Consider the following 23,032-nt stretch of genomic DNA (forward strand, 5'->3'; position numbering starts at 1 on the left):
GCTCAGCGCGCGGTGCGCGCCTCGGCGATCGCGTAGAGCGTCACCGACGCCGCGACTCCGGCGTTGAGGGACTCGACGGCGTTGGCCATCGGGATCGAGACGATCCGGTCGCAGGTGGCCGCGACCAGGCGCGACAGACCGCCGCCCTCGGCGCCGACCACGACGACCAGCGGACCGTCGGCGACCTGGCCGATGTCGCGCAGCTCGAGGTCACCGCCCATGTCCAGGCCGACGACCTGGCAGCCGGCGTCCTGGTACTCCTTGATCACGCGGGTCACGTTGACGGCCTGCGCGACCGGGATGCGGGCTGCGGCGCCGGCCGAGGTCTTCCACGCGGCGGCGGTGACGCCGGCGGCGCGACGGTCGGCCACGACGACGCCGTGGGCGCCGAAGGCGGCCGCGGAGCGGATGACCGCCCCGAGGTTGCGCGGGTCCGTGACGTGGTCGACGACGACGATCAGGGCGTCCTGGGCCATGTCGGCGGCGCGGTCGAGCAGATCGGCCGGGTGGGCGTACTCGTACGCCGGGACGCGCGCGGCGAGACCCTGGTGGCCGTTGAAGCCGGTGAGGCGGTCGAGCTCGGGCTTGGGCACCTCGAGCAGGCCGACGCCCAGCTCGGCGGCGAGGCCGAAGGCCTCGCGCAGCCGGCCGTCGCGCTCGGCGCCCTCGGCGACGTAGACGGAGTTGACCGGCACGCCCTCGCGCAGTGCCTCGACGACCGCGTTGCGCCCGATGATCCACTCGGCGTCGCCGGCGGCACGCTTGCGGCTGCCCGCGGGGGTACGACCACCCGTACGAGCGCCGCCGCGCTTGGCGGCGGCCCGCTCGGCGAGCTGCTTGTTCTTGTACGCCTTGTGGTACTCGCGGTCCTCGGCCTTCGGCGTCGGGCCGCGGCCCTCGAGCGAGCGCCGGGGCTTGCCGCCGGAGCCGATGGTGGCGCCCTTCTTGCTCTTCGCGATGGCGCCGCGTCGCTGGCTGTTTCCGGCCATGTCAGTTCACACTCCAAGTCGGTCCGGAAGGCGAGTCGGCGATCTCGACGCCCGCCTCCTTGAGCTGGTCGCGGATCGCGTCCGCGGCTGCCCAGTCCTTCGCCTCGCGCGCGGCTGCGCGCTGGTCGATCAAGCTCTTCACGAGGACGTCCACCGCGTGATGCAGCTTCTCGTCCCCTCCTGCAGGCGCACCCCACGCCTCGTCCGCAGGGTTGAGACCGAGGACGTCGAGCATCAGGGTCACCTCGCCCAGGATGCGTTGCACGCTGGCGGTGTCGTTGCCGGCGAGCGCGGTGTTGCCTTCACGAACGCGGTCGAAGAGGACCGCGACCGCGCCGGGCGTGCCGAGGTCGTCGTTCATCGCGTCGGTGAACTCCGGCGGCATCGTCGCGAGCCAGCCCTGGTCCGCGCCGAGGGCCGCCGACGCGCGGGCGAGGAAGCCCTCGATCCGCTGGAACCCGACCGCTGCCTCCTCGAGCGCGTCGAACGAGAACTCCACGTGCGAGCGGTAGTGCGCCGACACCAGGTAGTAGCGCAGCTCGATCCCGCGGAACCGCTGCAGCACGGAGGGGATCGTGAGGGAGTTGCCCAGCGACTTCGACATCTTCTCGCCGGCGGTGGTGATCCAGGCGTTGTGCATCCAGTACGCCGCGAACGGCTTGCCGGCCGCACGCGACTGGGCCTGCTCGTTCTCGTGGTGGGGGAAGCGCAGGTCGAGGCCGCCGCCGTGGATGTCGAAGGCCGGGCCGAGGTACTTGCCCGCCATCGCCGAGCACTCGATGTGCCAGCCCGGGCGGCCGCGGCCCCACGGGCTCGGCCAGCTCGCGGTCGCCGGCTCGGTGGGCTTGGCGCCCTTCCACAGCGCGAAGTCACGGGGGTCGCGCTTGCCACGCGGGTCGGCGTCGGCGGCCGCCTCCATGTCCTCGACGGCCTGGCCGGTCAGCTCGCCGTACGCCTTCCAGGAGCGGACGTCGAAGTAGACGTCGCCCGAGCCGTCCGCAGCGGCGTACGCGTGTCCGCGCTCGATGAGGAGCTCGATCAGCTCGAGCATCTCCGGGATGTGCCCGGTGGCCAGCGGCTCGTACGTCGGCGGAGCGACGTTGAGGGCTGCGTACGCCTTCGACAGCTCGCGGTGCATGATCTGCGCGTGCTCGTACCAGGCGCGGCCGGCGGCCTCGGACTTCGCGACGATCTTGTCGTCGATGTCGGTGACGTTGCGGATGAACGTGGTCTCGTAGCCCGAGTGCCGTAGCCAGCGCTGCAGGACGTCGAAGTTCACGCCGGAGCGGACGTGGCCGACATGCGGCTCGGACTGGACGGTGAGACCGCAGACGTAGAGGGACGCCTTGCCGGCCACGAGGGGCACGAAGTCACGCACTTCGCGGGCCGCGCTGTCATAGATGCGCAGCGTCGATCGGGTCGGGGTCACCCGCCGATTCTGCCAGCAGTCGCGGAAACGCCGAAGCCCACGCGACGGCGGGCCCCGAGGCCGACCCACGGGCGGACGCGTAGGACGGCCCCGGCACTCCGCCAGTGGGGGGACGCGGAGGGCCGGGGCCTGGAGGGAGGGAAGGGGTGAGTCAGCTGCCGAGGCGGTAGCCGAAGTCGAGCGTGTCGGTGAGGTGGCCGGCGACGTTCGCGGAGACGAGGTCGCCCAGCACCGCGGCGTTCATGGCGAGGTCGGTGCTGACCTCGACGTGCAGCTGGCCACCCTTGGGGAGCGCTGCGACCGGCACGGTGAAGGCGACCGAGCCGTCGGCGTCCATGGTGGCGTCGTCGCTGGCGAAGGTCCCGTCGCCCGACATGGTGCCCGTGGCGCTGTACACGGTGGCGCCGCCTGCCGCGTGGATCGCCAGGTGGTAGGCCTCGGTGGCGCTCAGGTCGACCAGGCCGGGCACCATCAGCCCCTGCTCGCCGGTGAAGTCGCGAGCGGTGTCGTAGCTGATCTCGAGGTCGCTGCCGTCGCGGGTGACGGTGGCGCCGGTCAGGTCGGCGTCGCCTGCGGCGGCGCCGTCGGCGGTGACCGTACGACGACCGGCGCCGGGCAGGCGGCGCAGCAGCGAGCGGGAGGTGGCGACATCGCCGCGGGCATCGACGAACGCGGCGACGCGGGCCTTCTTCTGGTGACCCGCGTGATGCGCCTGGTGATGCCCCCGGTGACCGGGGGCGGCGTCGGCGCCGGCGGGAGCGACGGCGAGGAGCATGCCGGCGGTGACGACGGCGGCGCTGAGGCGACCCAGCCGCAGCACGTGCTCACGGGAGAGGGCGGTTTCGCCGTGCGGACGTCGGGGCTGGGGGATGATGGGGAGGGAGCTGTTCATGCCGACGTCTTCGACCCCGGGGCATGACGAGTTGACCCCCGGGATGTGTGATGAATCACACCCGTAACTCGCCGCGCGGAGCGTCGTTTACGACGCCTCGAAATCCACCCGGTGCCAGCCGGTGGCACCGTCCGGCACCACGTCGCGCCGTACGGGCGTCTGGGTCTCGCCGCGCGCGTTGACCGCGCGGACCTGCACCTGGTGGTGCCCCTTGGTGAGCGGTACGACGGCCCGCCACTGCACCCAGGTCGCGTCGCTCGGCACCTTCCCGAGCTCGGCCTGGACCCACGAGCCGCCGTCGACGGAGACCTCGACCTTGACGATGCCGGTCTCCTGCTGCCAGGCGACTCCGGCGATCGTGTAGTCACCGGTCTGGACCACCTCGCCCGACGTCGGACGATCGATCCGGCTGGCCAGCTTGACCGGCCCCTCGACGGCCCAGCCGAGCGGGATCCAGTACCCGACCGCCTTGTCGATGGTGGTGACCTCGAGGTCGACGACCCATTTGCACGCGCTGACGTAGCCGTACAGCCCCGGCACGACGGTCCGGACGGGGAAGCCGTGGTCGATGGGCAGCGGCTCTCCGTTCATCGCCACCGCCAGCATCGCGCCACGGTCGTCGGTCAGCGCGTCGAGTGGGGTGCCGCACGTCCAGCCGTCGGCGCTGGTCTGCAGGACCGCGTCGGCGCCCGGCTTCACGCCGGCCTCGGCGAGCAGGCTCTTCAGCAGCACGCCACTCCACCAAGCGTTGCCGATCAGGTCGCCGCCGACCGGGTTGGAGACACAGTTGAGCGTGATCCAGGCCTGCGTGCGCTGGCGGGCGAGCAGCTCCTCGAACGTGAGCGTCAGCTCGCGCTCGACCTGACCGTGGATCCGCAATCGCCAGTGCGCCGGGTCCACCGCGGGCGGCGACAGCGTGGTGTCGATCCGGTAGAACCGGCCGGTCGGCGTGGCCCATGGCTGCGCGAGCCCGAGGTCGGCCCCGCTCGGCGCGACCGGCCGGGTCACGCCGCTCAGCCGCAGCCGCGTACGGGCCTGATCGACGGCCCGTCGCCCCCGCCCGACGTAGGGCGCGGCCACGCCCACGACGACCGCGGCGCCCGCGACCAGCCCGATCCGCAGCAACGCCCGGCGATCAGCCGCGGGCTCTCGTCCGTCCTCAGGCAGGAGGAAGACCCACGCCCCCATCCACGTGACGAGGCCGACGATCACCGCGATCTGCCCGTGGCCGCCCTGCGCACGCTCGTCGGCGACGGCCAGGCCCCCGATCACGGCGAGCACCAGGAAGCCGATGAGCGGGATCCACCATGTCCGCCGTCCGGCCGCGCCGAGGCCCGCGAAGAGCAGGGCGAGCAGTGCCAGGATGACGGCGACGAGGACCGGCTTGTCGTGGTGGCCGAGCCGCTGGATGGCGGTCTCGGCCACGCCGCCCGGGGTGTGCCGGATGACCCATTCGGCCACCGCGACCAGCGGCCAGGCGCGTACGTGCAGCGCGTTCGACGCCAGCCAGCTGGTGCCGAGCCCGGCTCCCCCCGAGACCAGCCCGGCGAGGGGCCACAACCAACCCGCGGTCCGCCCGTTCGCGCTCACCTGGCTAGTCTCCCCCGTGATTCTGAGTCCGGCCTGAGTCCGGCATGATCAGAGCGTGCAGCTGCCACTGATCGGGATCGGAACCGACGTCCACCGTCTCGCGCCGGGCGTGCCCATGCACGTCGCCGGCCTGGCCTGGCCGGACTCCCCGGTAGGCCTGGAGGGGCACTCGGACGGCGATGTCGCGGCGCACGCGGCGTGTGACGCACTCCTCTCCGCTGCCGGGCTCGGCGACCTCGGCGCCCACTTCGGCACCGCCGAGCCGCAGTGGGCCGGTGCGGCCGGCACGACCCTCCTGGCCGAGACCGCACGCCGCGTACGGGAGGCGGGCTTCGCGATCGGCAACGTCGCCATCCAGGTGATCGGGAACGTGCCCAAGATCGGTCCGCGCCGCGCGGAGGCCCAGGCCGCGCTCGGGGCGGCGCTCGGCGCACCGGTCACGATCAGCGCGACCACCACCGACGGGCTCGGCCTGACCGGTCGCGGCGAGGGGCTGGCCGCGATCGCGACCGCGCTCATCGTCCGCGAGACCGCCCCAGAGAGCACCCCACAGAGCACCCCGCAGGGCACCCCAGGGGCCGCGCGGTGAGCGCTGCGATCGTGCTGCTGGCCGGAGGCTCGGGCTCCCGCGTCGGCGCCGGGTTGAACAAGGTGCTGCTCCCGCTGGGCCCGACCACGGTCCTCGGTCGCTCGATGGCCACCGCGCTGGAGGTGGCGGGCGTCGCCCGGATCGTCCTGGTCGTGCGACCCGGGGAGCAGGCGGCGGTCGCTGAGGCGGTCGTCCCGCTGCTCGGCGAGCGCGAGGTCGCCGTCGTGGCCGGCGGCACCACCCGGCACCAGTCCGAGTGGCAGGCGATCCAGGTGCTCGCCGCCGACATCGAGAGCGGCGCGATCGACGTCGTCGCGATCCACGACAGTGCGCGCCCGCTGGCTTCGGCACTTCTCTACGAGGCCACGTTCGAAGCCGCCCGCGAGCATGGCGGGGCCATTCCGGCCGCCCCGATGGGCCACCTGCTGACCACGGCGCTCGCCCCGGTGGACGGCACGCTGGTCGGGGTGCAGACCCCGCAGTCCTTCCGCGCTCCCGACCTGCTGGCGGCCTACCGCTCCGCCGCCGCCGACGGCAGCGAGTTCACCGACACGGCCGGCTGCCTGGAGCGCTACGGCAGCGTACGGATCGCGGCCGTGGCGTCGACGCGGCTCAACCTGAAGGTGACGTTCCCGGAGGACATCGCCGTCGCCGAGGCACTCGGCTAGAGCACGCCGAGCCGGCTGCCTCGTCGCGGGCTATCGGGCTGTCAGCGCCTCGAGGACGCGTACGTCGTCCGGGTCGGCGACGCGACGCGCCTCCGGCGGAGCGACCACGGAGATCACCGGATAGCGGGCCGCCAGGGCGGCGGCCAGCTCGGCGAAGTCGCCGCCGGGTGCCGACTCGAGGGCCACGACGACCGACGCGGGCAGCACGATCGGCGAAGCGACCTCGACCAGCGCATCGCGGTCGAGGGTGTCGCCCACCAGCCCGTCCTCGACGGTCTTGACCGTGTCGGTCACGGGCCGGACCGCGACCACGACGGCGTCGCGCTCGACGGCGGTCCGCACGCACGCGGCGATGAAGGCCGCCGGCGTCATCGGGCACAGCGGGTCATGCAGGACGTACGCCTCCCCGCTCTCACCCGAGGCCTCGACGACCGCTGACCAGGGCACGGTGAGGTCGGTCGCGGTGACCCCGGCCTCGTCGAGCGCCCAGGTCGCGCAGGCGATCAGGGGCTCACCGTGAATGAGCGCGAACGGCAAGGAGCCGCGGTCGGACTCGACCACGGCTCCCAGCGCTGATGGTGCGTCGTTCAGGACGCCAGCACCTCGTCGAGGAGGGCCTCGGCCTTGTCCTCGTTCGTGTGCTCGCACAGGGCGAGCTCGGAGACCAGGATCTGGCGGGCCTTGGCGAGCATGCGCTTCTCGCCGGCCGACAGGCCACGGTCCCGCTCGCGACGCCAGAGGTCACGCACGACCTCGGCGACCTTGTTGACGTCTCCCGAGTGCAGCTTCTCGAGGTTGGCCTTGTATCGGCGCGACCAGTTGGTCGGCTCCTCCACGTGAGCAGCGCGAAGGATCTCGAAGACGCGGTCGAGACCATCGCGGTCCACCACGTCACGCACTCCGACGAGGTCGAGGTTGTTGGCCGGAACCCGGACGACCAGGTCCTGCTGAGCGATGATCCTCAGCACGAGGTACTGTCGCTCCTCGCCCTTGATGGTCCGCATCTCGATGTCCTCGATGACAGCGGCCCCGTGGTTCGGATAGACGACGGTCTCGCCGACGGTGAAAGTCATGTGTCAGGTACCCCTTCCTAGACCACCAAGTCTACCACGTTCCGGATCTGAGTGATTTCGCGTTTTCCCAGGTCAGAGGCCATGAGGACGCCTTGACAGATCGACTAGGCCTGTGCCCGGGACCGTGGGGGTGCCCCAAACGAGGCGTTCGACACGCCCTCTTAACCTTCCTGTCGCCTGACCGGTTCGGGATACTGCCCGCATGTCGAAGTCGCGTCGGATCCGGGACTGGTCGCCGTTCCTGCTGGCCCGGGCCGCGCACCCGCGGCAGGCGGTGCTCACGGCCGTCCTGCTCGCGGGGGCCGCAGCGCTCGACGGCCGACCCGACCGCGAGCTGCTGCTCGTCCTCGGCACCGTGCTGGTCGGGCAGGTGGTCCTCGGCTGGCACAACGACCTCGTCGACCAGCTCGCCGACCGTGCCCACGAGCGCACCGGCAAGCCGATCGCCGACGGCCGACTGGCCCCCGACACGGTCTGGTTCGCGCTGTGCTGCGCGGTCCTGCTCGTCGTACCGCTCGCGATCGCCCACGGCGTCACCGCGGGCCTGTGCTACCTCGGCTCGCTCGCCATCGCGATGATCGGCAACGTCGTGCTGCGACGCGGCCCGCTCTCCTTCCTGCCGTGGGCGGCCTCCTTCGCGCTCTACCCGGCATTCCTCTCGTACGGCGGCTGGGGCGGCGGCAGCCACGGCGGAGAGCCGCAGCCCGCGCTCGTCGGGCTCAGCGCCCTGCTCGGCGTCGGCGTGCACTTCCTGACCGCCCTGTGGGGGCTGGTCTCCGACAACGCCGACGGCTGGACCTACCTGCCGCTGCGACTCGGCCTGCGCCTGGGCGCCACCCGGCTGCTGATCGTCGTCTCCGTCTACCTCGCCGCCGTCACCGCGGGGCTGCTCGTCGTCGCCTACGAGCTGGGCCTGCGCCGCTGATCGGGCCCCGCCCCGGTGTGATTTGCGCCCGCGGCCCGTCCAAGACCCTCCCTGGGGAGCACAGCAGGACCTTCGGCCGCTAACATGGCGGCCGTGACGACGCCTCTTCGACGCAAGCTCGCCCTCGCCGCCGGCCTGGTGACCCTCGGCGCACCGGTGCTGAGCTCCTGCGGGTTCGACTACGCGACCGACCGACCGAACGTGATCGCCCACGGCGGCTTCCACGTCGATGGCGACGGCATGCGCGTGCTCGCCACCCGCATCGTCGCGGCCGACAGCCACGCCGGCGTCTTCATCGCGACGATCGCGCTCAACCCGACCGCCAACGCCGCGACCGACGCCGCCAACGCGCCGACCCTCACCGGTCTGAGCGCGCGGGGCGACAGCGACTACGACGTCCAGGCCGGCGACTTCAAGCCGGTCGCCGTCGGTGACACCGGAGCGGTCAACCTCGCCGACCCGAGCATCGGCGGCATCCCGGTCACCGGCGACTTCAAGGCCGGCTCGTCCATCCCGCTTACGCTGACCTTCAGCGACGGCGAGAAGATCTCGATCCAGACCCCTGTCGTGACCCAGTGCCACGAGTTCGCCGACGTCGCGCCGCAGGCCGGCGGCAAGAAGGCCGGCGGCAAGGCGACCGCGTCCGCGTCCCCCAGCGCGGAGCCGGACAGCACCGCGTCCAGCGCCGCGAGCGCCCCGTACGACTGCTCCTTCCCCGACGCGACGACCGCGGCCGAGTGATGGCTGCGACCCTGATCCTGCTCCGCCACGGCGAGAGCGAGTGGAACGCGCTCAACCTCTCCACCGGCTGGGTCGACGTCCCGCTGAGCGACAAGGGCCGCGCGGAGGCCGTCAACGGCGGCACGCTGCTCGCCCAGGCCGCCGCCGACGGCAAGGTAGAGCTGCCCGACGTGGTCCACACCTCCCTGCTGCGCCGCGCGATCAACACCGCCGCGCTCACCCTCGATGAGGCCGACCGCCACTGGATCCCGGTGAAGCGCGACTGGCGCCTCAACGAGCGCCACTACGGTGCACTGCAGGGCAAGAACAAGTCCGAGACGCTGCAGAAGTTCGGCGAGGAGCAGTTCAACCTCTGGCGCCGCTCGTACGACGTCCCGCCGCCGCCGATCGACCCCGACGACGAGTTCTCCCAGGCCCATGACGTCCGCTACGCCGACATCGAGGTCCCCGCGACCGAGTGCCTCAAGGACGTCGTCGAGCGCCTGATCCCGTACTGGGAGCAGGAGATCGCCGCCGACCTCAAGGCCGGCAGGACGGTCCTCGTCACCGCCCACGGCAACAGCCTGCGCGCGTTGGTGAAGCACCTCGACGGCATGTCGGACGAGGCCGTCGCCGGCCTCAACATCCCGACCGGCCAGCCCTTGGTCTACCGCCTCGACGACGACCTCAAGCCGACCGTCGCCGGCGGTGAGTACCTCGACCCCGAGGCCGCCGAGGCCGCTGCTCTCGCCGTCGCGAACCAGGGCAAGGCGTAGCGAGCGACACACAGAACAACCACGTCGAGCCCGCCGGAGAGATCTCCGGCGGGCTCGGCTGCTTCTGGCTCAGGCGAACGCCTGAGATGACGCGCGCGGCGCCAAGGCGGAGGAGCGAAGGCGGTCTTGGGAGCGGAGCGACCGCCGAGCGACGACAACGCCGGCGACGCGCCGTCAGGCTCAGGCGTTGATGCGGGACTGGCCGGTGACGACGAATACGACCCGTCCCGCGACCGCGACCGCGTGATCCGCGATCCGCTCGTAGTAGCGCCCCAGCAACGCGAGATCGACCGCCGCCTCCACCCCACCGGTCCACTCATCACTGAGCAGCTGGGTGAAGCTGGAGCGGCGCAGCTGATCCATCTCCGCGTCGTCGCGACGGACCTCCTCGGCCTGGTCGACGTCGCGCTCGTCGATGATGACGGCGACGCGGGCGACCATGTCCTCGGCGACCTCCGCCATCCGCTCGACCGTGCCGCGGGCCTCGTCCGGGACAGCGCAGTGCGGCATCCGGAGGCGGGCGATCTTCGCGACGTGGACGGCGAGGTCGCCCATCCGCTCGAGCTCGCTGACCATCCGCAGGGCGGCCACGACCGTACGCAGGTCGCCGGCGACAGGGGCCTGGAGCGAGAGCAGCTGGAGGGCGGTCTCCTCGACGCGCTCGCGGGCGGCGTCGATCTCGGCATCACCGCTGATGACCTGCTCGGCGAGCTCGACGCGCCCGTTCAGCAGCGCCTCGGTGGCGAGTCGGACGGCAGTCTCGACCTGGCGGCAGATCTCGGCAAGGTCACTGAAGACGCCGTCGAGCTGGTCATGGAACGCGTAACGCATGCCTTCGAGCCTACGCAGGGTAGATGACAGGGCGGGGCGATCGGGTGAACCGTGCGTGAACGTTCCCTCTCGGAGCGTCCAGATCGCGAAACCTAGGTGAAGTCGAGCCTTACGCTGTGCGGGTGGACCCAACGACGCAGGCGTTCCTCGCCGCCCTCCTGGGGGCCGTCGTCGCCACCTCCGCGATGGTGGCCTGGTATATCAGCGAGGATCGGCAGCGCCGTCTTCCGCACGTCGAGGAGCCCGTGGTCCCGCCGGAGGTCGCCACCGTCCTGTCGGTGCTGCGCTCCAGCGCGGTCGTGGTCGACGACGACGACACCGTACTGAAGGCCTCCGCACCGGCGTACGCGCTGGGCCTGGTCCGGGGCACCTCCCTGCTCTCCGGCGAGCTGGCGGACCTGGTCCACCAGGTCCGCCGCGACGGTCAGATCCGCGAGACCGAGCTGGTGATGAGCCGTCCGGGCGTGCCGGCGCGGCACGTCACCGCCCGGGTCGCGCCGCTGGGATCGCGCTTGGTGCTGGCGCTGGTCGAGGACCGCACCCGGGAGCGCCGGGTCGAGGCCGTGCGGCGCGACTTCGTCGCCAATGTCTCGCACGAGCTCAAGACCCCGGTCGGCGCGATCCGGGTGCTGGCGGACGCGGTCACGGAGGCGGCCGAGGACCCCGAGGCCGTACGCCGCTTCGCGGGCCGGATGCTCACCGAGAGCGACCGGCTGACCCAGCTCGTGCTGCAGATCATCGAGCTCTCCCGGCTCCAGGGCGACGAGCCCCTCGAGGCGCCGGAGGCCGTGGACGTCGACGAGGTGATCAGCACCGCTGTCGACACCAGTGCGATCGACGCCGACAAGAAGGGCATCAGCGTCCACACCGGCGGCGTCGAGGGCCTGCAGGTCTTCGGCAACGAGGACCAGGTCCTGGCCGCCGTCGCCAACCTGATCTCCAACGCCGTCGCGTACTCCGACCCCGGCTCGACCGTCTCGGTCACCACCCGCGCCGACCAGGGCTCGGTGGAGATCGCGGTCGTCGACCAGGGCATCGGCATCCCCCAGGACGAGATCGACCGGATCTTCGAGCGGTTCTACCGCGTCGACCCGGCCCGGCACCGCTCCACCGGCGGCACCGGTCTCGGCCTCTCCATCGTCAAGCACGTCGCCGCCACCCACGGTGGCGAGGTGCGCGTCTGGTCCGTCGAGGGACAGGGCTCGACGTTCACCCTCACCCTGCCCCAGCATCTGCCCAGCGCCGAGCACGGGGCCAACTCGCTTGTCACCACCCCCACTCACAAGGAGGACCGCCCGTGACCCGGGTACTCGTCGTCGAGGACGAGGAGAGCTACAGCGAAGCGCTCTCCTACATGCTGCGCAAGGAGGGCTTCGAGGTCGCGATCGCGGCTGACGGCGACACCGCGCTGAAGGAGTTCGACCGCAACGGCGCCGACATCGTGCTGCTCGACCTGATGCTTCCGGGCATCTCGGGCACCGAGGTCTGCCGCCAGATCCGGACCACGTCCGCGGTCCCGGTCATCATGGTCAGCGCGAAGGACGACGAGGTCGACAAGGTGGTCGGCCTCGAGCTGGGCGCCGACGACTACGTCACCAAGCCGTACTCGCCGCGCGAGCTCGTCGCCCGCATCCGCGCCGTGCTGCGCCGCGGGACCGAGCCGGACCTGGCGCCGGCGACGCTCGAGGCCGGCCCCGTTCGGATGGACGTGGAGCGCCATGTCGTGACCGTCGGCGGCAGCGAGCAGCGTCTCCCGCTCAAGGAGTTCGAGCTCCTCGAGATGTTCCTGCGCAACCCGGGCCGGGTGCTGACCCGCGGCCAGCTCATCGACCGGGTCTGGGGCTCCGACTACGTCGGCGACACCAAGACCCTGGACGTGCACGTGAAGCGACTGCGCGCCAAGCTCGAGCCGGACCCGAGCGAGCCGAAGTTCCTCGTCACCGTGCGCGGGCTGGGCTACAAGCTCGATCTCTGAGGCCGTTGAGAGGTCACTTATTGCGGGTCGAGTGGCCAGGTCGCTGGACACTCGATGCGCAGGAAGTGACCTCTCGACCTCGTTTCAGAGCGCGCGGATCGCCGGCACGACCTCGTCGGCGAAGCTGCGCAGGAAGCCGGCCTGGTCGTCGCCCGGCGGGTGGAAGACCAGGTGGTTGAAGCCCTGCTCGACGTACGGCTTCAGCCCCTCGAGGACCTCCTCGACCGAGGTGGCGACGATCCAGCGCTTCGCGACCTGCTCGATCGGCAGCTCGTCGGCGAGACGCTGCATCTCCGAGGGGTCGTGCACCGAGTGCTTCTGCTCCGGCGTCAGCGCGAGCGCACCCCAGAACCGGGTGTTCTCCAGCGCCTCCTCGCGGGTGTGGGCGTAGGACAGCTTGATCTCGATCATCTTGTCGATCCCGGCGACGTCCTTGCCGGCCGCCTCCGCGCCCTCGCCGAGCGCGCTCAGCAGCGACTCGTACAGGTCCGGGCCCTTGCCCGAGGTGCAGATGAAGCCGTCGGCATGGCGCCCGACCGTCTTGGCCATCTGCGGGCCGCCGGCAGCCATGTAGACCGCGATCGGCTCGCCGGGCTTGTCGTAGATGGTGGCGTCCTTGGTCCGGTAGTACTCGCCCTCGAACGTGACCCGGTCCTCGGTCCACAGCCGGCGCATCAGCGCGATCGACTCGCGCAACCGCCCCGAGCGCTCCTTGAAGTCGGGCCACTCCCCCTCGTTGGGGACCGAGCCGACAGCGATCTCGTTGAGCGCCTCACCCGAACCCACACCGAGTGCGATCCGGCCCGGGTAGAGCGAGCCCAGCGTCGCGAAGACCTGCGCCAGCACCGCGGGGTTGTAGCGGAACGTCGGGGTCAGCACGGAGGTGCCCAGCAGGACCCGGGACGTACGCTCGCCCACCGCGGCCAGCCACGGCAGAGCCTGCGGGGCGTGGCCGCCCTCGTGGCGCCAGGGCTGGAAGTGGTCACTGATCCAGACGCTGTCCAGACCCACCTCCTCAGCGAGGACGGCGTACTCCACCAGGTCGCGGGGGCCGAACTGCTCGGCCGAGGCCTTGTATCCGATCTTCAGCACGTGGACGACGCTACCGGTGAGAACAAGTTCTCGGCATGATGCCCTCCATGACTGGACCCCTTGCTGGCCTGCGCGTCATCGAGTTCGCAGGCATCGGACCCGGCCCGTACGCGTGTCTCCTGCTCGCCGAGCTCGGGGCGGAGGTGATCCGGATCGACCGGCCTACCTCCGGCGGCCTCGACACCGCCGTGCTGCGCCGTAGCCGCCCCAGCATCGCGGTGGACCTGAAGAACCCCGATGGCATCGAGGCCGTGCTCAAGCTCGTCGAGACGGCCGACGTCGTCGTGGAGGGCCTGCGCCCCGGCGTGATGGAGCGGCTCGGCCTGGGGCCCGACGAGTGCCTCGCGCGCAATCCGAGGATCGTGTACGGCCGGATGACCGGCTGGGGCCAGGACGGCCCGATGGCCGAGCGGGCCGGCCACGACATCACGTACGCCGCTCTGACGGGCGCGCTGCACGCCACCGGCTCGGCCGACAAGCCGCGCAACGCCATCAACCTGGTCGCCGACTTCGGCGGCGGCACGCTCTTCCTGGTGATGGGCATCCTGGCGGCGCTGCACGAGCGCACGGTGTCGGGGCAGGGCCAGGTCGTCGACGCCGCGATGGTCGACGGCGCCGCCTCGCTGATGACGATGGTCTACGGCATGAAGGCCGAGGGCTTCTGGCACGACAAGCGCGAGGCCAACCTCCTCGACGGGGGCACTCCGTTCTACGACACGTACGAGTGCGCCGACGGCAAGCACGTCGCGGTCGGGGCGCTGGAGGGCCAGTTCTACGCCGAGCTGATGGCCGGCACCGGGCTCTCGTTCGAGCAGTACGACTTCGCGAGGTGGCCCGAGATGCGCGCCGCGCTGACCGAGACGTTCAAGTCGAAGACCCGCGACGAGTGGGCCGCCATCTTCGACCCGACCGATGCCTGCGTCGCCCCGGTGCTCTCCCTGGAGGAGGCCCCGCAGCACCCGCACAACGTCGCGCGCGGCATCTTCGCGCCGTACAAGGACGGCGTCGCGCCCCGCGTCGCACCGGTCTTCTCCCGCACCCCGGCGCTGCCGCCGGGCGACATCCACGACGCCGGGCAGGACACCACCCAGGTCCTCGAGCGGGCCGGCTTCCCCGCCGACGAGATCACCACCCTGCTCGACAGCGGCGCGGTCGTCCAGCGGTAGCCACCGGCGCAGACGCCGAACGCCGGCCCCGTCGTCGACGGGGCCGGCGTTCGTGCGTGCGGACCTGGATCAGCCCTGACGGGCCGGCCGACCTGCGGTCAGCGTCACTTGTTCGCCTTGCGCAGACGCGAAGCGGTCTTCGCGCGCTCGTTGGCGTCCAGGACGACCTTGCGGATGCGGACCATCTCGGGGGTGACCTCGACGCACTCGTCGTCGCGGCAGAACTCCAGGCACTGCTCGAGCGAGAGCTCGCGCGGCGGGGTGAGCTTCTCGAAGTTGTCCGACGTGGCCGAGCGGATGTTGGTCTGCTGCTTCTCGCGGGTGATGTTGACGTCCATGTCGTCCTGGCGGGAGTTCTCGCCGACGATCATGCCCTCGTACACCTCGGTGCCGGGCTTCACGAACAGGACGCCGCGCTCCTGCAGCGAGGTCATCGCGTGCGCGGTGACGGCACCGGAGCGGTCGGCGACCAGCGAGCCGTTGTTGCGGGCGCGGATCTCGCCGGCCCACGGGATGAAGCCGTCCGAGATCGACGACGACATGCCGGTGCCGCGGGTCTCGGTGAGGAAGTCCGTACGGAAGCCGATCAGGCCGCGGGCCGGGACGGTGAACTCCATCCGGATCCAGCCGGTGCCGTGGTTGGTCATGTTCTCCATGCGACCCTTGCGGTTCGCGAGGAGCTCGGTGATCGCACCGAGGAACTCCTCCGGCGCGTCGACCGTGAGGCGCTCGAGCGGCTCGTGGACCTTGCCGTCGATCTCCTTGGTGACGACCTGCGGCTTGCCGACGGTCATCTCGTAGCCCTCGCGGCGCATCTGCTCGACCAGGATGGCGAGCGCGAGCTCGCCACGGCCCTGGACCTCGAAGGCGTCCGGACGCTCGGTCGGCAGGACGCGCAGCGACACGTTGCCGATGAGCTCCTGGTCGAGGCGGTCCTTGACCATGCGCGCGGTGACCTTGGAGCCCTTGACCTTGCCGACGAGCGGCGAGGTGTTCGTACCGATGGTCATGGAGATGGCCGGCTCGTCGACCGTGATGAGCGGCAGCGCGACCGGGTTCTCGGCATCGGCGATCGTCTCGCCGATCATGATGTCCGGGATGCCGGCGATGGCGACGATGTCGCCCGGGCCGGCGTACTCGCCGGGCTCGCGGTTGAGGCCCTTGGTGACCAGGAGCTCGGTGATCTTGACGTTCTTGATCGTGCCGTCGGCCTTCATCCACGCGACCTGCTGGCCCTTGCGGAGCTCGCCCTCGTGGATGCGGAGCAGCGCGAGACGACCGAGGAACGGCGAGGCGTCGAGGTTGGTGACGTGGGCCTGCAGCGGCGCGCCCTCGGTGTACGAGGGGGCCGGGATGGTGTCCAGGATGGTCTTGAACAGCGGCTCGAGGTTCTCGCCCTCGGGCAGCGTCGCGTTCTCCGGCTTCACCGTCGAGGCGATGCCGGCCTTGCCGGAGGCGTAGACGATCGGGAAGTTGATCGCGTCGGGGCTGTGCGAGTCGTCGAGGAGGTCCATGAAGAGCTCGTAGACCTCGTCGGTGACCTCGTCGATGCGGGCGTCGCCGCGGTCGACCTTGTTGATCACCAGGACGACCGGCATGTCGGCGTTGAGCGCCTTGCGCAGCACGAAGCGGGTCTGCGGGAGCGGGCCCTCGGAGGCGTCGACGAGCAGCACGATGCCGTCGACCATCGACAGGCCGCGCTCGACCTCGCCACCGAAGTCGGCGTGGCCCGGGGTGTCGATGATGTTGATGGTCATGCCACCGGCGGGCGCGTGCTCACCGTTGTAGTAGATCGCGGTGTTCTTCGCGAGGATGGTGATGCCCTTCTCGCGCTCGAGGTCACCGGAGTCCATGACGCGGTCTTCGGCGGACTCCAGGTCGTGGGCGCTGAAGGCGCCGCCCTGCCGGAGCATGGCGTCGACGAGGGTGGTCTTGCCGTGGTCGACGTGCGCCACGATGGCGACGTTGCGCAGGTTGGCAAACTTGCTTTCAGACATGCGTGAGCACTCGACTTTCGCGATTTTGGGATTCCCTCTCAGGGTATCGGCGCGAAGCCCTTGACCACGCATCGTGAGCGTGCCTGTGACGCCCGTCTACTAACGTCGGCCACGTGCCCAAGATCGCCACGAATACCCGTGTCAGCCGTGAAGAGCTCCTCGACTTCATCCGCCCGCGCCACCGGATGATCCTGGTGACCACCCGCTCGGACGGGCGCCCGCAGCTGTCGCCGGTCTCCGGCGGCGTCGACGAGCAGGGCCGGATCGTCATCTCCACGTACCCCGACCGGGCGAAGGCCGTCAACGCCCGTCGTACGCCGCACGCCTCGGTGCTGGTCCTCTCCGACGAGTGGGACGACGCGTGGGTGCAGGTCGACGGCGGGGCCGAGGTGCTCGACCTGCCGGACTCGGTCGAGCCGCTGGTCGACTACTACCGCTGCATCGCGGGCGAGCACCCCGACTGGGACGAGTACCGCGAGGCGATGGTGCGCCAGGGCAAGTCGCTGATCCGCATCACGCCGGCCTCGTGGGGCCCGATCGCGACCGGAGGGTTCCCCGCTCGGCTGGCGTGAGCCCCGTGAAATCGTCGGTGGTGAGGTGTTTGCTGGTGCCATGACGACTCGGGTCTGCCACTTCATCCCGCCGTACCTGCTCGAGCGGCTCCAGCCGCACCTGACCGACGTCGACCGGGCGTTGCGCGCCCGGCGCGAGGCCGGCCCGCATCCCGTACGACAAGGCGCGGCCGGGGCGCCGGCGTGGGTCGTGCACACGTGCCACAACGGCGCCGACCTGCCCGGTGACGTGGTCCGCTCGGCCGGTCAGCCCGCCTCGGGCGACGACGCCGTCGACGAGGCCGCCGCAGGCATCTCGGCGACGCTCGACCTCTATCGCGAGGTGTACGACCGCGCGTCCTTCGACGGCGAGGGCGCCCCGGTGTCGCTGTCAGTGCACTACGAGAGGGGCTACGACAACGCCTACTGGGACGGCACCCAGCTGGTCTTCGGCGACGGCGACGGGAAGGTCTTCGGGCGATTTACCAAGCCGGTCGACGTGCTCGGGCACGAGCTCACCCACGCCGTCACCGAGCGCACCGCCGGCCTGACCTACTCCGGGCAGTCCGGCGCCCTGAACGAGTCGCTCTCCGACGTCTTCGGCTCCTGCGTGAAGCAGCGGCTGCTGGGCCAGAGCGCCGCGCAGGCCGATTGGCTGATCGGCGAGGGCCTCTTCCTGCCCGCCGTGCAGGGCCGAGCGTTGCGCGACATGGCCCACCCCGGCACCGCGTACGACGATCCGCAGCTCGGCAAGGATCCGCAGGCGCCCGACATGAGCGGCTATGTCGACACCACCGACGACAACGGCGGCGTCCATACCAACTCCGGCATCCCCAACCGGGCGTTCTACCTGGCGGCCGTCGCGATCGGCGGCAACGCCTGGGAGGGGGCCGGCCGGATCTGGTACGACGCGCTCACCGGTCCGGATGTCAGCGCCGGCACCGACTTCGCGGGCTTCGCCGCGGCGACCGTCGCCGCCGCCGGCGCGCACGCCGACGAGGTCACGGCGGCCTGGAAGACCGTCGGGGTCGGGCCGGGCGGGAGTGCCTCATGACCCGCCTGGTCTCGGTGCGTCGTACGGGCGGCTTCACCGGGATCACCCGGACCGGCGAGGTGGACCTCGACAGCGACGACGACCGCGCTCCGGTCCTCAGCGATCTCGTCGCGGCGGTGGACGCCGGCGGGATCGAGACGCCGCCGGCGAGGCCGCGGCCGCGGCCGGACAGCTTCGTCTACGACTTCGACCTGTGCGGCAGCACCTGCCAGGTCCACGAGCACAGCCTCACGCCCGACCTGCGCCGGATCGCGGAGCTGCTGCTCGACTGAGGCGGGTGCTTACTCCGCGTCGGCGAAGGCACGCTCGAGGGCGGCCTCGACGTGCACGGTGATGACGTCGAGGACGGGGACCTCCACGTCCTCGGGGCGCACGAGCAGCGAGAGCTCGGAGGCGCCGAGGATGACGCCCTGGGCGCCGCTGTCCCACAGCTCGTCGACGATGGTCGCGATGCGACGGCGCGACCCCGGCTCGACGGTGCGGAAGACGAGCTCGTTGTAGATGATCGAGTCGATCGTCTCGATGTGCAGCGAGTCCGGCAGGTTCACGTCGAGGCCGTGGTCGGAGATCCGCTGGGCGAAGAACTCGTTCTCCATCGTGTACGCCGTCGACAGGAACCCGACGGTGGTGATGCCGAGTGCCTTGCACTTCTCCGCGAGCACGTCGGCCAGGTGGATCACCGGCACGGAGACGGCGGCCGCGACGGTGTCGTAGACCTGGTGGAACGTGGTGGCGCACAGCAGGATGAAGTCGGCGCCGGCCTTCTCCAGTCCCTGCGCGGCCTCGGACAGGATCGCGCCCGCGCGGTCCCAGTCACCCGACTGCTGGCACGCGGTGACCTCGGCGAAGTCGACGCTGGCGAGCACCGTCTTCGCGGAGTGGAGCCCGCCGAGCCGAGCCTGGACGCCCTTGTTGAGGCCCTCGTAGTAGGCGGCGCTGCTCTCCCAGCTCATGCCACCGATGAGTCCGATCGTCTGCACGTTTCGAGTGTGGCATCGGAGACGTTTTGAGACGCAATCGCCGAAGTTAACTCCAGGTAGACCTGAACGATCGGTCCATGACGGCCGGGTCGGCCCGGCTTCCCGGGCTCAGCTCTGGCGATGCACCTTGTGCGCGGCGGCCTGGGCGCGTGGCTTGATCACGAGGGAGTCGATGTTCACGTGCGCCGGCCGGGTGACCATCCAGGAGATCGCGTCGGCGATGTCGTCGGCCACCAGCGGGTTCGCGACGCCGGCGTAGACCGCGGCCGCGCGCTCCTCGTCGCCGCCGAACCGGACGACGGAGAACTCGTCGGTGTGCACCATGCCCGGGTCGATCTCCATCACCCGGACGGGCTGGTCGAAGAGCTCGAGACGCAGCGCCTCGGTGACGGCCCGCACGCCGAACTTCGCGGCGTTGTAGCCCGCGCCGCCCTCGTACGCGACGTGCGCCGCGGTGGAGCCGACGTTCACGATCGCGCCCGCGCCGCTCGCGATCAGGGCCGGCAGCAGGGCCTGGGTGACGCGGGCCGTGCCGAGCACGTTGATGTCGTACATCCGCTGCCAGGCGTCGAGGTCGGCGCCGGCGACCGGCTCGAGACCGAAGGCGCCGCCCGCGTTGTTGACCAGGACGTCCAGGTGACCGCCGATGACGTCGGCCAGCTTCTCCACCGACTCCTGGTCGGTGATGTCGGTGGGCACGGACGTGGCGCCGATCTCCTGGGCCAGGATCTCGATCCGCTCGACGCGGCGGGCGGCGAGGAAGACGTGGTAGCCGGCGGCGCAGAGGGCGCGGGCGGTGGCGGCGCCGATCCCGCTGGAGGCTCCGGTCACGACGGCGGTCTTCTGAGTCATGGGCGACAGCCTAGGGCGGCTGGAACTCCAGGTATTCGGGAACATGCGGGACACTGGCGCGGTTGAGGCTTCGGAGGAGTCCGGCACGGCGTCCGGCAGTGCATACGAGAGGCGGCGGGTATGAAGCGGGTGGCGATGATCAGCCTGCACACCTCCCCTCTCGACCAGCCCGGCACCGGCGACGCCGGCGGGATGAACGTCTACGTCCTCGAGCTGGCCCGCCGCCTGGGCCAGCAGGGCGTCGCCGTCGACATCTTCACGCGCGCGACCTCCTCGCAGCAGGCTCAGATCGTCGAGGCCTTCGAGGGCGTCTCCGTGCGCCACATCCCCGCCGGCCCGTACGAGGGCCTCACCAAGACCGAGCTGCCCGGCCAGCTGTGCACGTTCGCGCGCGAGGTGCTGCGCGCCGAGGCCGCTCACCCGGTGGGCCACTACGACGCGGTGCACTCCCACTACTGGCTCTCCGGCCAGGTCGGCGCGCTGGCCCGCGATCGCTGGGGCGTGCCGCTGGTGCACTCGATGCACACCATGGCCAAGGTGAAGAACGACGCGCTCGCCGAGGGCGACTGCCCCGAGCCGAGCGCGCGCGTGATCGGTGAGGAGCAGGTGGTCGCTGCCGCGGACGTGCTGATCGCGAACACCGATCTCGAGGCCAAGCAGCTCATCAACTTCTACGACGCCGACCCCGGCCGGGTCGAGGTCGTGCATCCGGGTGTCGACCTCGATGTCTTCGCGCCCACGTCGACGGCCGCCGCCCGGGCCGCCCTCGGCCTGCCGGCCGATGCCACCGTGCTGCTCTTCGCCGGCCGGATCCAGCCGCTCAAGGCGCCCGACGTGCTGCTGCGCGCCGTCCAGGTCCTCCTCGCCCGCGATCCCTCGCTGCGCCATCGGCTCGTGGTGCCGATCGTCGGCGGCCCGTCCGGCAGCGGCCTGGAGCACCCCGAGTCGCTGGCCGATCTGGCCCGGGCGCTCGGCATCGCCGACGTGGTGCGATTCGTCCCGCCGGTCTCGCAGGCGATGCTCGGGCAGTGGTACGCCGCCGCGACCCTGGTCGCGGTCCCCTCCTACAACGAGTCCTTCGGCCTGGTCGCCGTCGAGGCCCAGGCCTGCGGCACTCCCGTGGTCGCGGCGGCGGTCGGTGGGCTGACGACGGCGGTCCGCGACGGCCGCAGTGGGCTGCTCGTCGACGGTCACCGATCCGAGCAGTGGGCCGATGCGCTCGGCCGGATCGTCCGCGACCCCGCGCTGCGTGAGTCGCTGGCCCTGGGCGCCCTGATGCACGCCCGCGAGTTCACCTGGGAGGCGACCGCGCGGCACACCCTGGAGACCTACGAGCGAGCACGGGAGCTGGTGCGGGCATGAGCGACGCGTACGGGCAGGTGATCGAGCAGTGGCTCGACGCCAACGAGATCGAGTGGACGCGTGCCGGCGAGAGCTGGTCGTTCGCACTGCCGGGTGAGAAGAAGCTCCAGACGCCCGTACGGCTCGACCTCGGTCCGCACGCCCTCGGCGTGCACGCGTTCGTGTGCCGCAAGCCGGATGAGAACTTCGAGGGCGTCTACCGCTGGCTGCTCGAGAAGAACATGCGGATGTACGCCGTCGCCTTCGGCCTCGACCAGCTCGGCGACATCTACCTCGACGCCCGCCTGCCGCTCACGACCGTCGCCGTCGAGGAGCTCGACAACCTGCTCGGCTCGGTGCTGGCCTACGCCGACGAGTCGTTCAACACGATCCTCGAGCTCGGCTTCGCCACCTCGATCCGCAAGGAGTGGGAGTGGCGCAACCTGCGCGGTGAGTCGACCGCCAACCTCGAGGCCTTCCGCGGCTGGCTCGAGCGGGAGCCCGGGTAGGACTCGGGCGCGCCTGTCCCCCGTGTCCGACCGAACGGCGCCGCCGCGCTCCCGTGCCGCGTCGGCTGAGGGTCAGGCTGGACGCCGCCGCGCGACGGCGACACCGAGGAGCGCGAGCGCGCCGCCCACGTACGCCAGCCCCGGCGGCGTCTCGCCCAGCCACGCCCACGCGAGCAGCACGGTGATCACCGGCACCAGGTAGGTCGTGATGCCGAGGGAGGATGCGCTCATGTGGCTCAGCGCGTAGCCGTACGTGGTGAACGCGATCGCGGTCGGGAAGACGCCGAGATAGATCACCCACAGCGTCGCCGAGAGCGGCGCGTCTCGCAGGTCGCTGATCAGCTGCCCGGCGAACGGCAGGCAGACCACCGCGCCGATCGTGCAGGCCAGCCAGGTCACCTGGACCGACGCGAGCCGGCTCATCAGCGGCTTCTGCAGGATCAGCGAGATCGAGTACGCGACCGCCGAGACGAGGCACAGCACCACGCCGAGGAGGTCACGACCACCGTCGCTGCCGTGTCCGGCGAAACTGATGAGGATCACGCCGCCGAAGGCGAGCGCCAGGCCGAGCACGATCCATCGGGTGAACCGCTCGTCGAGGAAGATCGCGGCGAGCACCGCGATCAGGATCGGCGAGAGCTGGATCAGCATCGCGGCCGTGCCGGCATCGATCCGACGCTCCCCCGCGTTGAGCGCGACCATGTAGAGGGCGTACCAGAGCACGCCGATCGCCAGGATCCGCCACCAGTCCGCGCGGTCGGGGCGCACCAACACGGGCCGCCGGCGCAGCGCGACGACGCCCAGGCACAGCGCTCCGACGGCGAGCCGGCCCAGGGCCATCGCGCCGGGGCGCACCTCGTCGGCGAGGTCGCGGATCGCGACGAACGCGCTCGCCCACAGCAGGAGGGTCACGCCGACGGCGATCAGGGGCAGCGAGCGGCTCGGGGTCACGGGGCGACGCTATCGGTCGTTCTTTTGCCTGGACGAGCGAGTTTCGGACTTGGCGTCCGCCGAGGCCCGCGCACCCTACGAT

General features: G+C 71.2%; 25 protein-coding genes. 13 read left to right on the forward strand and 12 right to left on the reverse strand.

From position 1 onward, the window contains the following. Positions 1-2: 2 nt before the first annotated feature. The 4 genes from rlmB to KSO98_RS01005 form a co-directional block, all read right to left on the reverse strand. Positions 3-989, reverse strand: coding sequence for a 23S rRNA (guanosine(2251)-2'-O)-methyltransferase RlmB (gene rlmB / locus KSO98_RS00990; RefSeq protein WP_225282900.1), 987 nt, complete (start codon positions 987-989; stop codon positions 3-5). A gap of 1 nt (position 990) precedes the next feature. After that, a complete protein-coding gene (gene cysS, locus KSO98_RS00995; protein WP_225282901.1) occupies positions 991-2,418 on the reverse strand; it encodes a cysteine--tRNA ligase in 1,428 nt (475 codons plus the stop codon). Between the two features lie 151 nt (positions 2,419-2,569). Continuing rightward, positions 2,570-3,310, reverse strand: coding sequence for a hypothetical protein (locus tag KSO98_RS01000; protein WP_225282902.1), 741 nt, complete (start codon positions 3,308-3,310; stop codon positions 2,570-2,572). Positions 3,311-3,397: 87 nt separating this feature from the next. After that, a complete protein-coding gene (locus KSO98_RS01005; RefSeq protein WP_225282903.1) occupies positions 3,398-4,900 on the reverse strand; it encodes a molybdopterin-dependent oxidoreductase in 1,503 nt (500 codons plus the stop codon). Between the two features lie 55 nt (positions 4,901-4,955). Here KSO98_RS01005 and ispF point away from each other — a divergent pair, with 55 nt between their 5' ends. Further along, positions 4,956-5,489 carry a 2-C-methyl-D-erythritol 2,4-cyclodiphosphate synthase gene (ispF, locus tag KSO98_RS01010; protein WP_225282904.1) on the forward strand — a complete coding sequence of 178 codons (534 nt, stop codon included), beginning with the start codon at positions 4,956-4,958 and terminating at the stop codon, positions 5,487-5,489. Next, on the forward strand, positions 5,486-6,157 hold the full coding sequence (locus tag KSO98_RS01015; RefSeq protein WP_225282905.1) for an IspD/TarI family cytidylyltransferase: 672 nt from the start codon (positions 5,486-5,488) through the stop codon (positions 6,155-6,157). Before ispF ends, KSO98_RS01015 begins: the two co-directional genes overlap by 4 nt. A 30-nt stretch (positions 6,158-6,187) precedes the next feature. Here the strand turns inward: KSO98_RS01015 and KSO98_RS01020 are convergent, their stop codons facing one another. Next, entirely contained in the window at positions 6,188-6,718 is a 531-nt protein-coding gene (locus tag KSO98_RS01020; protein ID WP_225282906.1) for a 2-C-methyl-D-erythritol 4-phosphate cytidylyltransferase, read from the reverse strand. A 26-nt stretch (positions 6,719-6,744) separates the two neighbouring features. Further along, complete coding sequence (locus KSO98_RS01025; RefSeq protein WP_225282907.1) at positions 6,745-7,230, reverse strand: CarD family transcriptional regulator; 486 nt, start codon at positions 7,228-7,230, stop codon at positions 6,745-6,747. A 202-nt stretch (positions 7,231-7,432) separates the two neighbouring features. Between KSO98_RS01025 and KSO98_RS01030 the strand changes: the two genes are divergently transcribed. From KSO98_RS01030 to KSO98_RS01040, 3 genes are all read left to right on the forward strand, one after another. Further along, positions 7,433-8,155 carry a UbiA family prenyltransferase gene (locus tag KSO98_RS01030; protein ID WP_225282908.1) on the forward strand — a complete coding sequence of 241 codons (723 nt, stop codon included), beginning with the start codon at positions 7,433-7,435 and terminating at the stop codon, positions 8,153-8,155. 93 nt (positions 8,156-8,248) lie between these two features. Next, positions 8,249-8,896: a hypothetical protein gene (locus KSO98_RS01035; RefSeq protein ID WP_225282909.1), complete on the forward strand. Its 648-nt coding sequence runs from the start codon at positions 8,249-8,251 to the stop codon at positions 8,894-8,896. Then, positions 8,896-9,651 (forward strand): phosphoglyceromutase, encoded by a 756-nt coding sequence (locus KSO98_RS01040; RefSeq protein WP_225282910.1) that lies wholly within the window; start codon positions 8,896-8,898, stop codon positions 9,649-9,651. The genes KSO98_RS01035 and KSO98_RS01040 overlap by 1 nt, the downstream gene beginning before the upstream one ends. Positions 9,652-9,831: 180 nt before the next feature. Here KSO98_RS01040 and phoU read toward each other — a convergent pair whose 3' ends face one another. Further along, the gene (gene phoU / locus KSO98_RS01045) at positions 9,832-10,482 is read right to left on the reverse strand and encodes a phosphate signaling complex protein PhoU (RefSeq protein ID WP_225282911.1); all 651 of its coding nucleotides are present in this window, start codon (positions 10,480-10,482) and stop codon (positions 9,832-9,834) included. Positions 10,483-10,604: 122 nt separating this feature from the next. Here phoU and KSO98_RS01050 point away from each other — a divergent pair, with 122 nt between their 5' ends. Further along, positions 10,605-11,783, forward strand: a complete 1,179-nt coding sequence (locus KSO98_RS01050) for a sensor histidine kinase (RefSeq protein WP_225282912.1) — start codon at positions 10,605-10,607, stop codon at positions 11,781-11,783. Next, complete coding sequence (locus tag KSO98_RS01055; RefSeq protein WP_225282913.1) at positions 11,780-12,457, forward strand: response regulator; 678 nt, start codon at positions 11,780-11,782, stop codon at positions 12,455-12,457. The genes KSO98_RS01050 and KSO98_RS01055 overlap by 4 nt, the downstream gene beginning before the upstream one ends. 84 nt (positions 12,458-12,541) lie before the next feature. Here the strand turns inward: KSO98_RS01055 and fgd are convergent, their stop codons facing one another. Then, positions 12,542-13,549, reverse strand: coding sequence for a glucose-6-phosphate dehydrogenase (coenzyme-F420) (gene fgd, locus KSO98_RS01060; RefSeq protein ID WP_225282914.1), 1,008 nt, complete (start codon positions 13,547-13,549; stop codon positions 12,542-12,544). A gap of 47 nt (positions 13,550-13,596) precedes the next feature. On the opposite strand from fgd, the gene KSO98_RS01065 reads away from it, so the two are divergent. Further along, positions 13,597-14,715, forward strand: a complete 1,119-nt coding sequence (locus KSO98_RS01065; RefSeq protein WP_225282915.1) for a CaiB/BaiF CoA transferase family protein — start codon at positions 13,597-13,599, stop codon at positions 14,713-14,715. Positions 14,716-14,819: 104 nt separating this feature from the next. On the opposite strand, the gene typA is transcribed toward KSO98_RS01065, so the two are convergent. Then, positions 14,820-16,712 carry a translational GTPase TypA gene (gene typA, locus KSO98_RS01070; RefSeq protein WP_225282916.1) on the reverse strand — a complete coding sequence of 631 codons (1,893 nt, stop codon included), beginning with the start codon at positions 16,710-16,712 and terminating at the stop codon, positions 14,820-14,822. 113 nt (positions 16,713-16,825) lie between these two features. On the opposite strand from typA, the gene KSO98_RS01075 reads away from it, so the two are divergent. From KSO98_RS01075 to KSO98_RS01085, 3 genes are read left to right on the forward strand one after another with little or no spacing between them, the layout of a single operon-like run. After that, positions 16,826-17,284 (forward strand): PPOX class F420-dependent oxidoreductase, encoded by a 459-nt coding sequence (locus KSO98_RS01075; RefSeq protein WP_225282917.1) that lies wholly within the window; start codon positions 16,826-16,828, stop codon positions 17,282-17,284. A 40-nt stretch (positions 17,285-17,324) separates the two neighbouring features. After that, positions 17,325-18,317, forward strand: coding sequence for a M4 family metallopeptidase (locus KSO98_RS01080; protein ID WP_225282918.1), 993 nt, complete (start codon positions 17,325-17,327; stop codon positions 18,315-18,317). Next, complete coding sequence (locus KSO98_RS01085) at positions 18,314-18,589, forward strand: protealysin inhibitor emfourin (RefSeq protein ID WP_225282919.1); 276 nt, start codon at positions 18,314-18,316, stop codon at positions 18,587-18,589. The genes KSO98_RS01080 and KSO98_RS01085 overlap by 4 nt, the downstream gene beginning before the upstream one ends. A gap of 9 nt (positions 18,590-18,598) precedes the next feature. On the opposite strand, the gene KSO98_RS01090 is transcribed toward KSO98_RS01085, so the two are convergent. Both KSO98_RS01090 and KSO98_RS01095 read right to left on the reverse strand, forming a co-directional pair. Continuing rightward, on the reverse strand, positions 18,599-19,297 hold the full coding sequence (locus KSO98_RS01090; protein WP_225282920.1) for an aspartate/glutamate racemase family protein: 699 nt from the start codon (positions 19,295-19,297) through the stop codon (positions 18,599-18,601). A 108-nt stretch (positions 19,298-19,405) separates the two neighbouring features. Beyond that, complete coding sequence (locus KSO98_RS01095; RefSeq protein ID WP_225282921.1) at positions 19,406-20,149, reverse strand: SDR family NAD(P)-dependent oxidoreductase; 744 nt, start codon at positions 20,147-20,149, stop codon at positions 19,406-19,408. 120 nt (positions 20,150-20,269) lie between these two features. Between KSO98_RS01095 and mshA the strand changes: the two genes are divergently transcribed. Continuing rightward, positions 20,270-21,511 (forward strand): D-inositol-3-phosphate glycosyltransferase, encoded by a 1,242-nt coding sequence (mshA, locus tag KSO98_RS01100; RefSeq protein ID WP_225282922.1) that lies wholly within the window; start codon positions 20,270-20,272, stop codon positions 21,509-21,511. Continuing rightward, a complete protein-coding gene (locus KSO98_RS01105) occupies positions 21,508-21,999 on the forward strand; it encodes a type III secretion system chaperone family protein (RefSeq protein WP_225282923.1) in 492 nt (163 codons plus the stop codon). The genes mshA and KSO98_RS01105 overlap by 4 nt, the downstream gene beginning before the upstream one ends. Positions 22,000-22,071: 72 nt before the next feature. Here the strand turns inward: KSO98_RS01105 and KSO98_RS01110 are convergent, their stop codons facing one another. After that, positions 22,072-22,950 (reverse strand): DMT family transporter, encoded by an 879-nt coding sequence (locus KSO98_RS01110; RefSeq protein WP_225282924.1) that lies wholly within the window; start codon positions 22,948-22,950, stop codon positions 22,072-22,074. Positions 22,951-23,032: the final 82 nt, after the last annotated feature.

Source organism: Nocardioides nematodiphilus (genome assembly GCF_020216525.1).
Taxonomy (GTDB): domain Bacteria; phylum Actinomycetota; class Actinomycetes; order Propionibacteriales; family Nocardioidaceae; genus Nocardioides; species Nocardioides nematodiphilus.